Here is a 13,347-nt window from a genome sequence, read left to right as displayed (position 1 = left end):
GCGGTGGTCCGTAACGACAGCTCCGACGGCCTCCGTGGGACGGCGGTGGGGTGACAGAATCGCTTCCGTGGACCGGGGGATCCTGGAGCGCGAGGCCGAGCTGGTGCGACTGGCCGCGGCCGCCCGGGAGGCGGCGGACGGGGCCGGATCGGTGGTGCTCGTCTTCGGAGAGGCGGGCATCGGCAAGTCGAGCCTGGTGAAAGCCATGCCGGAGCGGCTTGCGGTCCAGGCCCGGATGCTCGTCGGGGAGTGCGACGACCTCGCCACGCGGCGGCCGCTCGGCCCTTTCCGTGACCTCGTCGGCTCCGTCGGCGCCGAGCTGGCGCGGGCCGTCACCGAGGGCGGCGACCGGCACCGCGTCTACGAGGCCCTGCACGAAGAACTGGCCGGAAGCCCGCATCCGGCGGTACTCGTCGTCGAGGACGTCCACTGGGCCGACGAGGCTTCGCTGGACGCCCTGCGCTTCCTGGTGCGGCGCGTGGAGCGGCTGCCCGCCCTGCTCGTCCTCACCTACCGGGACGACGAGCTGACCAGCGGGCACCCCCTGCGCCACCTTCTCGGCCAGGTCTCCCGCGTGCGGCGCGTCCACCGGCTCCCCCTGGCCCGCCTCTCCCTGGCCGCCGTACGCACGCTGAGCGCGGCCGGCCGGCTCGATCCGGCGCAGGTGTACGCGGTGACGTCGGGCAACCCGTTCTTCGTCGCCGAGGTCGTGGCCGCGGGCGGCACGGGGGCGGTGCCGCCGACCGTCGTCGACGCCGTGCTCGCCAGACTGCGTGGGCTCGACTCCGCCACCGTGGCCGCGTTGGAACAGCTCGCCGTCGTCCCCTCGGCCGTCGAGCGTCCGCTCATCGACGTACTGCTCGCGGACGGGGTGGCCGTCCTGGCGGCGGCCGAGCAGCGCGGTCTGCTGGCCGTGACCCCGGAGCGGGTGACGTTCCGGCACGAACTGATCCGGCGGGCCGTCGCCGACTCCCTGCCCGCCGCCCGCCGTATCGGGCTCAACCGCACTGTCCTCGCGGCCCTCGTCGCCCGGCCCGGCACCGACGCCGCCCGTCTCGTCCACCACGCCGCCCAGGCCGGCGACCGGGACGCCATCGCCCGGTACGGGCCCGACGCCGCCAAGGACGCCGCGGGAGCGGGCGCCCACCGTGAGGCCGCCGCCCAGCTCCGGCTCGTCCTGCGCGACCGGCACCGCTACGCCCCGGCCGAACTCGCCGACCTCCTCGAACGCTACGCGGTGGAGTGCTACACCATCGCCGACTCGGCCGCCGCCGTCGCCGCCCAGCGGGACGCGGTCGCGCTGCGCCGCTCGCTCGGCGACATCCGCGCCCTCGGCGCCGACCTGCGCTGGCTGTCCCGCATCCACTGGTGGGCCGGCGACGCCGACCCGGCCCAGGAAGCCGCCCGGGAGGCCGTCGCCGTCCTGGAACACGCGGGCGACGACCGGCTGCTGGCGCTCGCCGTCAGCAACACCGCCCAGCTGCGCATGCTGTCCGAGCGCTACGCCGAGGCCGTCACACACGGCGAACGCGCCATCGCCCTGGCCCGCACGGCGGACGACCCGGCGATCCTGTCGCACGCCCTCAACAACGTCGGTACGGCCCGCTGGCGCGGCGGAGACCCCGCCGGGCGCCGCCAGCTGGAGGAGAGCCTCGATGTCGCCCTCACCGCCGGTGAGGTCGAACACGCCTGCCGGGCCTACGCCAACTTGATCTGGAACCTGCTGGACACCCTCCAATACGCCGAGGCCGACCGCTTCCTGCCCCCGGCGATGGATCTGGCCGACCGCGCCGAACACCTCGGCTTCCTCAACTACCTCCATGTCGAGCTGGCCATGCGGCGGCTCGCGGCCGCCGACTGGGACGACGCCGAGAAACACGCCGAGTTCGGGATGCACGACTTCGTCCCCGCCCGCTGCCCCGCCCTGACCGTCCTGGCCCGGGTCCGTATCCGCCGCGGCGGGCCGCCCGGCGCCGGGAAACTCCTCGACGAGGCCTGGGAGATCGCCGTACGGACCCGGGAACTCCAGCGCACCGGGCCCGTGGCCGTGGCCCGGGCGGAGGCGGCCTGGCTGCGCGGCGACCCGGCCGGCGTCGTCGCGGCCGCCGCACCCGTGCACGCCCAGGCCCGCGACCTGCCGGGCGCCCCGTACCGCGCCGAGCTCGGCTACTGGCTCACCAAGGCCGGGCACCCGGTCCCGGCGGACGACACGGACCATCCGTACGCGCTGCAGGCCCGCGGGCAGTGGCGGCGGGCCGCGAAGCTCTGGCAGGCGGCGGGCTGCCCCTACGAACACGCCGTGGCGCTCGCGCAGAGCGCGGAGCCCGCCGACAAGCTCACCGCGCTCACCGCCCTCGACGCGCTGGGCGCCGAGCCGCAGGCCCGGCTGACCCGCGCCGAACTGCGCGGCCTCGGCGTGCGGCACATCCCCCGCGGTCCGCTCGCGGCCACCCGCGACAACCCAGCCGGTCTCACCGAACGCCAGCTCCAGGTGGTGCGGCTGCTCGTCGGCGGCCTCACCAACGCGGAGATCGCCGCCCGGCTGGTCGTGTCGGTCCGCACGGTCGACAACCACGTACGCGCGGTCCTGGACAAGCTGAACGCGCCCACCCGGCGGCAGGCCGCGGTCCGCGCGACGGAACTCGGGCTCCTGGACGGCCCGGAGACCTAGGTATGCGGAGGGCCCGAGGTGGGTGACGCTCACGGATACCCGCACCCCCGCGAACGGCATAGAACGGGCGGATCGACCCGAAACAACAACCAGAAACAGCAACGGGGGAACCGCATGACCAGCACACCCGCCCAGGCGGCCCGACGCGAACTGACCGGCTTCACCGGGGAGTTGATCGGACCCGACGGCACCGGCTACGAGGACGCCCGTGCCGTCTACAACGCGATGATCGACAAACGTCCCGCACTCATCGCCCGCTGCGCCGACGCGGACGCCGTCGCCCGCGTGATCGGCTTCGCCCGCGCCCACGACCTGCCGCTCGCGATCCGCGGCGGCGGCCACCACGGCGCCGGACTCGGCACCGTCGACGGCGGAGTCGTCGCCGACCTGTCGCCCCTGAAGGACATCCACGTCGACCCCGAGGCCCGCACGGTCCGGGTCGGCGGCGGCTGCGTCTGGGGAGAGGTCGACCGCGCCACCAACGCGCACGGCCTCGCCACCCCCAGCGGCATCATCTCCACCACGGGAGTCGGCGGTATCGCCACCGGCGGCGGACTAGGCCATCTGACCCGCAAGTGCGGCCTGACCATCGACAACCTGCTGGCGGCCGACCTCGTCCTGGCCGACGGCCGGCAGGTCCGGGCGAGCACCGACGAGAACAGCGACCTGTTCTGGGCGGTCCGGGGCGGCGGCGGCAACTTCGGCGTCGTCACCTCGTTCCTCTTCCGGCTGCACGAGATCAGCACGGTCGTCGCCGGACCCACCTTCTGGCCCGTCGAGATCAGCGCCGAAGTCCTCACCGCCTACCGGGACTTCCTCCCGACCGCGCCTCGCGACCTCACCGCCTTCTTCCTGTACGGCACCGTCCCGCCCGCCCCGCCGTTCCCCGAGGAGTTCCGACTGCGCAAGACGGCCGGGGTCGTGTGGTGCTACACGGGCGACGACACCGAGGCGGCCGCACGGGAGATGGCCCCGCTCCTCGACGCCCTGCCGCAACCGATGCTCCACGCGCCCGGGCCCATGCCCCACCCCGACATGCAGGCCATGTTCGACGGGCTCTACCCGCCGGGCCACCAGTGGTACTGGCGGGCCGACTTCGTCGACGACATCCCGGACGAGGCCGTCGACCTGCACGCCAAGTTCGGCGCCGAAGTGCCCACCATGCAGTCGACGATGCACCTCTACCCGATCGACGGCGCCGCCCACGACGTCGGCCCGGACGAGACGCCCTGGGCCTACCGCGAGGCGCGCTGGGCGTCCGTCTACGCCGGAGTCGACCCCGACCCGGCCAACGCAGAGCTGGTCAGGCGGTGGACGGTCGACTACTTCGAGGCGCTGCACCCGTACTCGGCGGGCGGCGCCTACGTGAACATGATGATGGACGAGGGCCAGGAACGCGTCCGGGCCAGCTACCGCGGCAACTACGACCGCCTCGCCCGCATCAAGGCCGACCACGACCCCGACAACGTCTTCCGCCTCAACCAGAACATCCAGCCGGCGCCGAAGGCGCGGTACGAGGCCCGCCCCTGAGTGAACACCCCACAGGGTGGCCGCACCGCCGTGGTGCGGCCACCCTGTGGCGTGTCCGAGCGTCGCTACGGACGGTGCGTGAGGACGAAGTCCAACGCTGCGCCTGCCGTGAACTCCGCCTGTCCGCCGCGCAGGAGAAGACCCGCCGTGGCGAACTGGGGGGCGTCGGCCTGTGCGGCGACGTACGGGATCGCGATGCAGCGCATTCCGGCCGCGTGGGCCGCGGCGGCGCCCGGAGCCGCGTCCTCCAGGACCACACAGTCCGCGGGATTCGCCCCGAGCCTTCGGGCCGCCTCCAGGAAGACGTCGGGGGCGGGCTTGCCGCGCGCGACCTCGTCGGCCGACACGACGGTCTTCAGGTGCGTGTCCAGGCCCGTGCCGGCCAGGATCGCGTCGATGGCAGGGGGCGACGAACCCGAGGCCACGGCCATCGGGACGCCCTCGGCCGCCAGCAGTTCCACGAACTCGCGCATCTCGGGGTAGGCGGGGGTGGAGACGCGGGCCAGTTCCAGGTAGCGGCGGTTCAGCTCGTCGAGCAGTTCGGCGCGCGGTGCCGTGATGCCGTACCGCTCCTGCCAGAGGCCGAGCGTCTCCCACGTGCTGATACCCACGAACCGCTCGTTGTCCTGCCAGGTGAAGGCAACGCCGTGATCGGCGAGCAGCGCGCGTGACGCTTCGTAGTAGTTCGGCTCGCTGTCCACGAGCGTTCCGTCGAGATCGAAGATGACCGCGGTGGCGCCGAGATTGCTCATGACCTCATGATTTCAAAGGTCATTTCCGAGCGGCCCGCCCGATCGACTCCACCAGGGGCAGCAATCGGTGCGGAACGCGTTCGCGCAGCGCCACCTCGGTGCGGGTGCGGACGACGCCCGGCAGGCTGATCAGCTTCTGGATCACGTCCTCCAGGTGCGCGTTGTCCCGCGCCACGATCCGGGTCAGCAGATCCCCGCCACCCGTGATCGAAAAGGCCTCGACGATCTCCGGTACGGCGGCCAGCGCGTCGCCCACGTCGTCCAGATTCCCCTGGGTGACCTCGATGTGCACGAACGCGAGCACCGGGTGGCCGAGCGCGGCGGGGGAGAGGGACGGACCCGTGCCGGTGATCACGCCGTCCCGCTCCAGACGCTCCAGACGGGCCTGGAGCGTGCCACGGGCCACCCCGAGGATGCGGGCGTACTCGCGCACGCTCGTGCGGGGTTGTTCCAGCAGCAGGCGCAGGATGCGGGTGTCGAGCTCGTCCACGGCCATGCGGTCCGGCCTCCTCGTACCTGGTCCGTTGGCTCGCGGGTGGACGAGCCAGAACCGATATGTCTATGCCAATGGTTCATCATTCTAGGCGTCACTTGAGCCATGCGGGGCCTCAATGCTGTGATGTACACGTCGATGGCGCTGCGGATCCCGCGGCGCCTTTCTCATGCCAGGGGCCGAAGGGAGCGGGAAGCAGTGCGCAAGAGGGTGTTCGTGGCGCCGGACCCGGGGCGGGTACGGCTGCGGTTCGCCGCGCGGGCCGTGCTCGGCATCGCGTCGGCGGTCGTCGTGTGCGGGCTCGCCGGGCACTCACTCGTCGGGGCCGTCACCGGCGGACTCGCCGCGCTGCTCGCCCTGTTCACCGTCACGGACGCCACCGTGCGCGGCCAGGCTCTCACCACCGCGCTGCTGCCCGCCGTAGGCCTGCCCGTGCTCGCCGTCGCGGCCGAACTGCACGACCACCCCGTCGCCCGGGACCTCAGCTTCCTCGCCGTGGTCGGCGCGGGTGTGTACGCGCGACGCTGGGGCCCGCGCGGACACAGCCTCGGCGTGTTCGCGTTCATGACCTTCTTCGTGGCCCAGTTCCTGCACGCCACCACCGACCGACTCCCCGAGCTGTACGCCGCCGTCGTGCTGTCCGTGCTCACCGCCGCGGCCGTCCGCTTCGGCCTGTGGTGCTACGAGCGCCGCCTGCCCCCGGCCACGGCTCCCGCCCCGCCCGGCGGCACCGGCCTCGCCCGCGTGACCACCCGCCAGGCGATCCAGGCGACCGCCGGCGCGGGCTTCGCCCTCGTGGTGGGCCAACTGGTCTCCGGCCAGCGCTGGTACTGGGCCGTCGGCGCCACCTGGTGGATCTTCGTCAACACCACCTCGCGCGGCGAGACCCTGGTCCGGGGCTTCCGCCGCGTCCTCGGCACGATGATCGGCATCGGCCTCGGCCTGCTCGTCGCCGTCCCCCTGGACGGGGCCGGCCTGCCCACGGCCGTCCTGCTCACCGCCTGCGTCTTCGGCATCTTCTACACGGCCGCCGTGTCCTACACCTGGATGATGCTCTGCGTGACCCTCCTCGCGGAGCTCCTCTACGGCCTCCTGGGCGTCCTCGACCCCGCGCTGCTCGCCCTGCGGCTCGCGGAGACCGGGATCGGCGCGCTCGGCGCCGTGCTGGCGGTGCTCTTCGTGCTGCCGGTCACCACCCACACCGTCACCGACGCCTGGATCCGGCGGGCCCTGCGCTGCGTCCACGCGTGCACCGCGGAGGCCGCCGCCCGCCTCGCCGGGTCCGCGAGCGCCCCGGTGTCCCGCGTTGCCGAACTGGAGCTACTGCTCGGCCGGGTACGACTGTCGGTCGCGCCGCTAGTGCACCCGCTCAACCCGATGCTCGGCCGCAAGCGGCGCGCCCGCCGGGTGCTGGCCCTGCTCGACGACTGCGCCCGCGAGATCCGTGGCCTGGTCGCCGTGGCCGCCGATCCGGAGGCCTCGCACGACGCCCGCCTCACCGCCGCGTGCCGGCGTGTCGAGGCCGCGGTCGAGGCGCTCGTCGGCGACGGGCTCAGCGTGGCCGCGCGCGACCACGTCACGGTGCCCGCGCCCCGGCCGCCCGCCGCGGAACCGGCGCTGGCGCACCTGCACGGCCTGGAGCGCGCTCTCGCGGAACTCGCCCTGCCCCTGCGGACGCGGTCGGGTTCGCCGCTGGTCCGCGCCTGAGAGGCTGCCTCCTGGAGGCTCGGCGAATACCGCTTTTGGTCTAGACCTCGCGTGATCGGCTGCTACCGTCACCCCGAACGGCACCGGACGAGAGGGGACCGCGGTGGCAGACGGCGGCAGGCGGCGACGACGGGCCTTCATCGGGTCCTTCACGGCGGCGGGAGGCCCCGGGATCGTGACGGCCGACGTGGACGCGTCCACCGGCGCGCTCACGGTCCTGAGCAGCCTGGACGGCCTTCCCGACCCCTCGTATCTGGCCCTGGCGCCCGACGGGGACACGCTGTACGCGGTCAGCGACACTTCCGAGGGCGCGGTGGCCGCGTACCGCGTGAGCGGTGACAAGCCGGAGCCGGTCGGCCCGCCCGTGCCGGTCGACGGGAACGGGCCCACCCACCTCAGCGTCCACGCCGGGCACGTCCTGACGGCCAACTACGGTTCCGGCAGCGTCACCGCCGTGCCCGTCCGCCCCGACGGCAGCCTCGCCTCCGCCCCGTCCGGCGTGCTCCCGCACACCGGTTCGGGCCCGCACACGCCCCGCCAGCAGGGCCCGCACGCGCACCAGGTGCAGCCCGACCCGAGCGGACGCTGGACCGTCAGCGTCGACCTCGGCACCGACTCCGTGCGCGTGGGCACCCTGACCGACGGCGTGCCCGTGCTGCATCGGGAGAGCGCCCTGCGGCCCGGCTCGGGGCCGCGCCACCTCGCCTTCCACCCCGACGGCTCGTACGCCTACGTCGTCAACGAACTCACCCCGACCGTCACCGTCTGCCGCTGGGAGGCCGCGGACGGCACGCTGAAGCCGCTCGCCGAGGCGCCGATCCTGCCGGGCTCCCCGGCCGGCGACGCCTACCCGTCGGGCATCGCCGTCTCACCCGACGGCCGCTTCGTGTGGACCGCCACCCGAGGCGAGGACGTCCTGTCCACGTTCGCGGTCGAGGGAGAGAGCCTTCGACTGATCGGCACGGTGGCCTCGGGCGGCCACTGGCCGCGGGCGATCACCGCGTCGGGCGGCTTCCTGTATGCCGCCAACGAGCGCTCCGGCGACGTCTCCTGGTTCGCCGTCGACCCGGACACGGGACTGCCGAGCCACCGCGGCTCGGTCGAAGTCACCGCGGCGTCGTGCGTGGTCATCGGCTGAACCGAGGCCCCCGCAGGGGATGACCCGGACACCGGCAGACCTCCGGACCCGGACACGGCGAGGGCCCGCTCCCCGGACGCGGAGCGGGCCCTTCGCCGTACGAACGTGCCGTGCGCGTCAGCGGACCGGCGCACCCTGCGGCTGCGGCGGGGCGATGCCCAGCGCGGTCGTGTACTTGGCCAGCGCGAGCTTGCCGATGGCCGGGTAGGGGCCGAGCGGCTCGGCGGCGGAGCAGTCCGCCTCCCTGGCCGCCCCCGCGACCAGCCCCGGGTCGATCTCCGGACCTATCAGGTACGGCGCCAGCGCCAGCTGCTGCGAGCCCGAGGAGCGCAGCTGTTCGGCGACGGAGGCGATCGAGCCCTCCTGGTCCAGCGCCGCGGCCATCACCGGCACGGCCAGGCGCGCGGCGAGCAGCATGCCGGTGATCCCGGCCGCCTGCACGGCTTCCTCACCGCCCACCGAGGCCAGGATGATGCCGTCCGCGGCGGTCGCCACGGTGAACAGACGGGCACGGTCGGCGCGGGCCAGACCGGCCTCTGACAGGCGCACGTGCAGCGCCTCGGCGAGCAGCGGGTGCGGGCCCAACACGTCGGTCAGGTCGGCCGCGATCCGGCTGTCCATCACGGCCTGACGGATCCGCCGCAGCAGCGCGCTGTCGGGGCCGGCGAGCAGCGGTACGACGACGGCCACGGGGCCGTCCGGCTCCTTGACGTCCACACCGGCGGCCTTGGCCTGCTCGTAGCGGGCGGCACGCTCCTCGGCGGCGTGCACCAGCACGGCCTGCAGCGTGGGAAACTCCGCGTCGTCCCCGTCGAGGTACCCGATCCGGGCGTCCAGGCCGGGGAGTTCCGAGCGCGCGATGCTCACGACCTCCTCGGCGAGACTGCGCGTGGCGATGCCCGGCGTGCCCGGCACGGCGAGCAGCAGCGCGGGCGCGCCCTCGGGAGCCGCCAGCGGCTCGGGTCGGCGGTGCCGCCCGGGCTGGCGAGGTCGCGGCATTCGTACTGGCAGGCCGGACGCGGGCCCAGTGGGGGAGCTCATGGCGTCGCATGTTACTGGCTTCCTGGGCTCCCCTGTTCGGGGAGGGTGCAGGTGAGCGGTATCCGTCCGGTTTTGTCTGATGAGTTACGTACGGATCCGAAGTGATCAGGGTTTTCCGGCGCCGGAGCGCATGCCCCAGGGGGCGAAGAGGCGTGTTTCGAACATCTGCCGCGCCGTGGGATCAACCACCCTTCGCGGTCACCACGTACAGCATCTTCTCGTCACCCGGCAGAGTGAGTGAATCGGCGGCCAGTTCGGTCGCGATGCGCACCGAGCCGTGCAGCGGGTCCCCTTCGGCCGCCACCCGCCGCGCGTGCGGCAGCCGCCTCGCCAGCTCCTCCTCCAGAGGTACGACGAGCGGGTCGCCCATCCTGAACAGGCCGCCGGTGAGCGCGACCCGGGGCTCGCCCACGGCCGGGCAGACGGCGGCCGCGGAGTCGGCCATGTGTCGCGCCGCCGCACGCAGGATGCCCGCGGCGACGGGGTCGTCGACCGCGCACAAGGACACCTGGGGCGCGAAGGAGGCGAGGACGGCGGGTCGGTCGGGGCGCGGGTACACCTTGCCGGGCAGCTCCGCCATCGGGCCGAACAACCTCTCGGCGCACCCCAGCAGTCGCGGGGAGCCGCCATCCCGCCCGTCGTGGGCGCGCAGCGCCGCCTCCAGCCCGGCCCGGCCGATCCAGGCGCCGCCGCCGCAGTCGCCGAGGAGATGGCCCCAGCCGTCCGCGCGCCGCCAGCGTGCGAGGTCGGTGCCGATCGCGATCAGCCCCGTGCCGGCGGCGACGACCGCACCGGCGTGCGACCCGAGGGCGCCGGTGTAGCCCGTGACGGCGTCGGCGACGAGGGCGACCCTACGAACCCCGAACTCCCGCGCCAGCGCGTCCGGGAGTTCGGCGCGCAGTGCGTCACCCAGGGTGGCGAGCCCGGCGGCACCGACCACGGCCGTACCCAGTCCGTCGAGACCCGTCTCGGCGGTCAAGGCACGCACCATCGGCACCAGTTGCTCCATGAAGTGCCCCGGATCGATGCCCCGGTCACCGGTGCGCACCGGCTCCCGGGACTCCCGCCGGGGCAGCGGGCCGCGCCCGGGGGCACCGACGACGACGCGGAGGCCGGACCCGCCGGAGTCGACGGCGAGGAACCCGTCCCCCGTACCGGTCACGGCAGGCGCCAGTCCACCGGCTGTCCGCCCAGCCCGACCAGCAGGTCGTTGGCCCGGCTGAAGGGACGGGAACCGAAGAAGCCGCGGTCGGCCGACATCGGCGAGGGATGGGAGGACTCCACCGACGGCAGACTGCCGAGCAGCGGACGGAGATTGCGGGCGTCGCGGCCCCACAGGATCGACACCAGCGGCTTGCCGCGCGCCGCCAGCGCGCGTATCGCCTGCTCGGTTACTTCCTCCCAGCCCTTCCCGCGGTGTGCCCCTGGGCTGCGCGGCGCCGTGGTGAGCGCCCTGTTGAGCAGCAGCACGCCCTGCCGGGTCCACGGCGTCAGATCGCCGTTGGAGGGCTGCGGCAGCCCCAGGTCGGTGTTCAGTTCACGGAAGATGTTGATCAGGCTGCCGGGCAGCGGACGTACCTCCGGCGCGACCGAGAACGACAGGCCCACCGCGTGCCCCGGCGTCGGATAAGGGTCCTGTCCGACGATCAGGACCCTCACCTCGTCGAAGGGCTGCTGGAAGGCCCGCAGGACGTTCGGTCCGGCCGGGAGGTAAGTGTGTCCCGCGGCGATCTCCGCGCGCAGGAAGTCGCCCATGTCGGCGATCCGCCCGGCGACGGGTTCGAGGGCCTGCGCCCAGCCCGGTTCGACGATTTCATGCAAGGGTCGTGGAGCCACGGGCGTCACCCTACTGCCGTACAGGCAATGGAGATCAACCAGTGGCCAAGGCCGTTCGCTAACCGATTCCCGTTCATCCGATTCATCCGACGACCGCGGCCCGCACACACAGCACGTCCGGCAGATGCGAGGCCAACTGCCGCCAGCTGTCGCCGTCGTCGGCCGACGCGAACACCTCGCCGTTGCGGTTGCCGAAGTACACGCCCGCCGGGTCGGCGTCGTCCGTGCACATCGCGTCCCGCAGGACCGTGCCGTAGTGATCCTCCTGGGGCAGGCCCGCGGTGAGCGGCTCCCAGCTCTTGCCCGCGTCCGTTGTACGGAAGACCCGACATCGGTGGTCGGCGGGCACCCGGTCCGCGTCGGCGTTGATCGGGAACACGTACGCCGTGTCGCCGCGGTGGGGGTGGGCGGCCACCGCGAAGCCGAACGTGGACGGGAGGCCCTCGCCGATGTCCGTCCAGTGCGCGCCCGAGTCGTCGCTGCGGTACACCCCCCAGTGGTTCTGCAGATACAGGCGGTCCGGGGTCGCCGCGTCCCGGGCGACCTTGTGGACGCACTGGCCGAACTCCGGGTTGGGGTCCGGCAGGAACACCGCGGAGACACCGGAGTTGGACGGCTCCCAGCTCGCTCCGCCGTCCTTCGTACGGAACACCCCGGCCGTCGAGACGGCCACCGTCACCGCGCGCGGGTCCCGCTTGTCGGTGAGCACGGTGTGCAGGCCCTCGCCACCGCCGCCCGGCACCCACTTGGACCGCGTGGGGTGCTCCCACAGGGGGCGGACCAGCTCGAAGCTCTCCCCGCGGTCCTCGGAGCGGTACAGCGCGGCCGGTTCCGTGCCCGCGTACACCACGTCCGGCTCGGCGGCCGCCGGGTGCAGCTGCCAGACCCGCTCCAGCGAAGCGCCGGTGTCCTGCGGGAACTTGACGGCGGGCTGCGCCGGTTCGGTCCAGGTCCGGCCCAGGTCGTCGGAGTGGAACACGGACGGTCCCCAGTGCGCGCTGTCGCCGCCGGCCAGCAGCCGCGGACGCTCGCCCCGGGTGTCGATGGCGACCGAATACACCGCCTGCGCGTTGAAGTACGGATTCTCGTCGAACTCCCACGTGCCACCGCGCCTGCGCCCGATGAACAGGCCTTTGCGTGTGCCCACGGCGAGCAGTACCTCGGTCATGCCGACCACCTCCGCGACGTCGTCGTCTCAGGACATTCGCCAGTTTGCACCCCACCACTGACAGTCACCCTCTGAAAGAGCTCCGTCGCAGGTCAGGGCGGCGAGGGTAGCTTGCCGGGCCGGTCCGCGAGCCCGTTTCGGGCAGATTCCGCACCGTCGGGGGACCCGCGGCGGTGCGAGTCGGGAAAGTCGGCGTGAGTATCGAAGAGGCGTCTCCCGTATGGGAGTGCGGTACGGCATGTTCGTGCGCTCACTTCTGGCGCTGATGAGGAGGATGCCTTCGATGGCGTTCCGTGGTCCGAGGGTGTGGCTGTGGCGCTGGCGGCGCAATCCGCTCAAACGTGGGGCCGATGTGTTGGAGGCCTGGGTGGTGCTCGGCGCCTGGGTGCTCACCGTCCTCGCCGGGGTGCTCGCGGGTCTGGCGGTGAGCTGGTCCGTGGAGCGCGAGTTGGCCCGGGAGCGCGTCGAGTGGCGCCCCGTCGCGGCCCACCTCACCGAGCAGGCGCCCGGAACGTCCGACCCGCCCGCCGAGACGTCGAGCGGCGAACGGGTGTGGGCCGAGGTGCGCTGGAGCACGGCGGACGGCTCCGCGCACACCGGACAGGTCAGGGTCCCACCCGGCAGCACCCTCGGGGCCCCGGTCACCGTGTGGACGGACCCGGAGGGCCGGCTGGTCTCGAGGCCCGCCACCGAAGCCCAGGCCCGGCTGCGGGCCGCCCTGATCGGCGGCCTGATCGGGGTGAGCGCCGGGGCTGTCCCCTTCGTGGGCGGACGGGTTCTGCGGGGCCGCATGGAGCGCCGCCGCATGGCGCGGTGGGACGCGGAGTGGGCGCTCCTCGGCCCGCTGTGGGGCCGTACGACGGGCTGACCGCGCGGGATCCGCGTACCCATGACACCGATGGGACGCGGACGGCACGGCACAGTTGTTGCCCTGCGCGGCTGCTTACGCGCACGGCACAGTTGTTGCCCCGCGCGCCCGCTCACGCGCACGGCACAGCTGTTGACCGCGCG

The 13,347-nt window shown here is 73.5% G+C and carries 11 protein-coding genes; 5 read left to right on the top strand and 6 right to left on the bottom strand.

The genetic code is table 11. The features are described from left to right. Positions 1–67: 67 nt before the first annotated feature. On the top strand, positions 68–2,671 hold the full coding sequence (locus ACFYO2_RS06825; RefSeq protein ID WP_388345051.1) for an ATP-binding protein: 2,604 nt from the start codon (positions 68–70) through the stop codon (positions 2,669–2,671). Between the two features lie 114 nt (positions 2,672–2,785). Beyond that, positions 2,786–4,201 (top strand): FAD-binding oxidoreductase, encoded by a 1,416-nt coding sequence (locus tag ACFYO2_RS06820; protein WP_388345048.1) that lies wholly within the window; start codon positions 2,786–2,788, stop codon positions 4,199–4,201. Between the two features lie 65 nt (positions 4,202–4,266). On the opposite strand, the gene ACFYO2_RS06815 is transcribed toward ACFYO2_RS06820, so the two are convergent. Next, entirely contained in the window at positions 4,267–4,953 is a 687-nt protein-coding gene (locus ACFYO2_RS06815) for an HAD family hydrolase (RefSeq protein WP_388345045.1), read from the bottom strand. 19 nt (positions 4,954–4,972) lie between these two features. Beyond that, positions 4,973–5,449 (bottom strand): Lrp/AsnC family transcriptional regulator, encoded by a 477-nt coding sequence (locus tag ACFYO2_RS06810; protein ID WP_388345043.1) that lies wholly within the window; start codon positions 5,447–5,449, stop codon positions 4,973–4,975. 195 nt (positions 5,450–5,644) lie between these two features. Here ACFYO2_RS06810 and ACFYO2_RS06805 point away from each other — a divergent pair, with 195 nt between their 5' ends. Both ACFYO2_RS06805 and ACFYO2_RS06800 read left to right on the top strand, forming a co-directional pair. Next, complete coding sequence (locus ACFYO2_RS06805) at positions 5,645–7,153, top strand: FUSC family protein (protein WP_388345040.1); 1,509 nt, start codon at positions 5,645–5,647, stop codon at positions 7,151–7,153. Positions 7,154–7,256: 103 nt separating this feature from the next. Further along, positions 7,257–8,291 carry a lactonase family protein gene (locus ACFYO2_RS06800; RefSeq protein ID WP_388345039.1) on the top strand — a complete coding sequence of 345 codons (1,035 nt, stop codon included), beginning with the start codon at positions 7,257–7,259 and terminating at the stop codon, positions 8,289–8,291. A gap of 117 nt (positions 8,292–8,408) precedes the next feature. On the opposite strand, the gene ACFYO2_RS06795 is transcribed toward ACFYO2_RS06800, so the two are convergent. The 4 genes from ACFYO2_RS06795 to ACFYO2_RS06780 all read right to left on the bottom strand — a co-directional run bounded on the left by ACFYO2_RS06795 (position 8,409) and on the right by ACFYO2_RS06780 (position 12,336). Next, positions 8,409–9,332, bottom strand: coding sequence for a sirohydrochlorin chelatase (locus ACFYO2_RS06795; protein ID WP_388345036.1), 924 nt, complete (start codon positions 9,330–9,332; stop codon positions 8,409–8,411). A gap of 181 nt (positions 9,333–9,513) precedes the next feature. Then, a complete protein-coding gene (locus tag ACFYO2_RS06790; protein WP_388345034.1) occupies positions 9,514–10,494 on the bottom strand; it encodes an N-acetylglucosamine kinase in 981 nt (326 codons plus the stop codon). Then, positions 10,491–11,168: a uracil-DNA glycosylase gene (locus tag ACFYO2_RS06785; protein ID WP_388345031.1), complete on the bottom strand. Its 678-nt coding sequence runs from the start codon at positions 11,166–11,168 to the stop codon at positions 10,491–10,493. Before ACFYO2_RS06785 ends, ACFYO2_RS06790 begins: the two co-directional genes overlap by 4 nt. Before the next feature lie 82 nt (positions 11,169–11,250). Beyond that, the gene (locus tag ACFYO2_RS06780; RefSeq protein ID WP_388345028.1) at positions 11,251–12,336 is read right to left on the bottom strand and encodes a WD40/YVTN/BNR-like repeat-containing protein; all 1,086 of its coding nucleotides are present in this window, start codon (positions 12,334–12,336) and stop codon (positions 11,251–11,253) included. A gap of 283 nt (positions 12,337–12,619) precedes the next feature. Here ACFYO2_RS06780 and ACFYO2_RS06775 point away from each other — a divergent pair, with 283 nt between their 5' ends. Beyond that, positions 12,620–13,204, top strand: a complete 585-nt coding sequence (locus ACFYO2_RS06775; protein WP_388345025.1) for a hypothetical protein — start codon at positions 12,620–12,622, stop codon at positions 13,202–13,204. The last annotated feature ends 143 nt before the right edge of the window (positions 13,205–13,347 follow it).

The sequence above is a fragment of the Streptomyces sp. NPDC006602 genome (assembly GCF_042870385.1).
Taxonomy (GTDB): domain Bacteria; phylum Actinomycetota; class Actinomycetes; order Streptomycetales; family Streptomycetaceae; genus Streptomyces.
The sequence above is the reverse complement of the archived record's forward strand: the minus strand, read 5'-3'. Positions and strand labels throughout refer to the sequence as shown.

Excerpts from the sequence above, each read along its gene's own strand:
- ACFYO2_RS06820 (WP_388345048.1), top strand. The coding sequence starts at position 2,786 with ATGACCAGCACACCCGCCCAGGCGGCCCGACGCGAACTGACCGGCTTC.
- ACFYO2_RS06815 (WP_388345045.1), bottom strand. The coding sequence starts at position 4,953 with ATGAGCAATCTCGGCGCCACCGCGGTCATCTTCGATCTCGACGGAACG.
- ACFYO2_RS06810 (WP_388345043.1), bottom strand. The coding sequence starts at position 5,449 with ATGGCCGTGGACGAGCTCGACACCCGCATCCTGCGCCTGCTGCTGGAA.
- ACFYO2_RS06795 (WP_388345036.1), bottom strand. The coding sequence starts at position 9,332 with ATGAGCTCCCCCACTGGGCCCGCGTCCGGCCTGCCAGTACGAATGCCG.
- ACFYO2_RS06780 (WP_388345028.1), bottom strand. The coding sequence starts at position 12,336 with ATGACCGAGGTACTGCTCGCCGTGGGCACACGCAAAGGCCTGTTCATC.
- ACFYO2_RS06775 (WP_388345025.1), top strand. The coding sequence starts at position 12,620 with ATGGCGTTCCGTGGTCCGAGGGTGTGGCTGTGGCGCTGGCGGCGCAAT.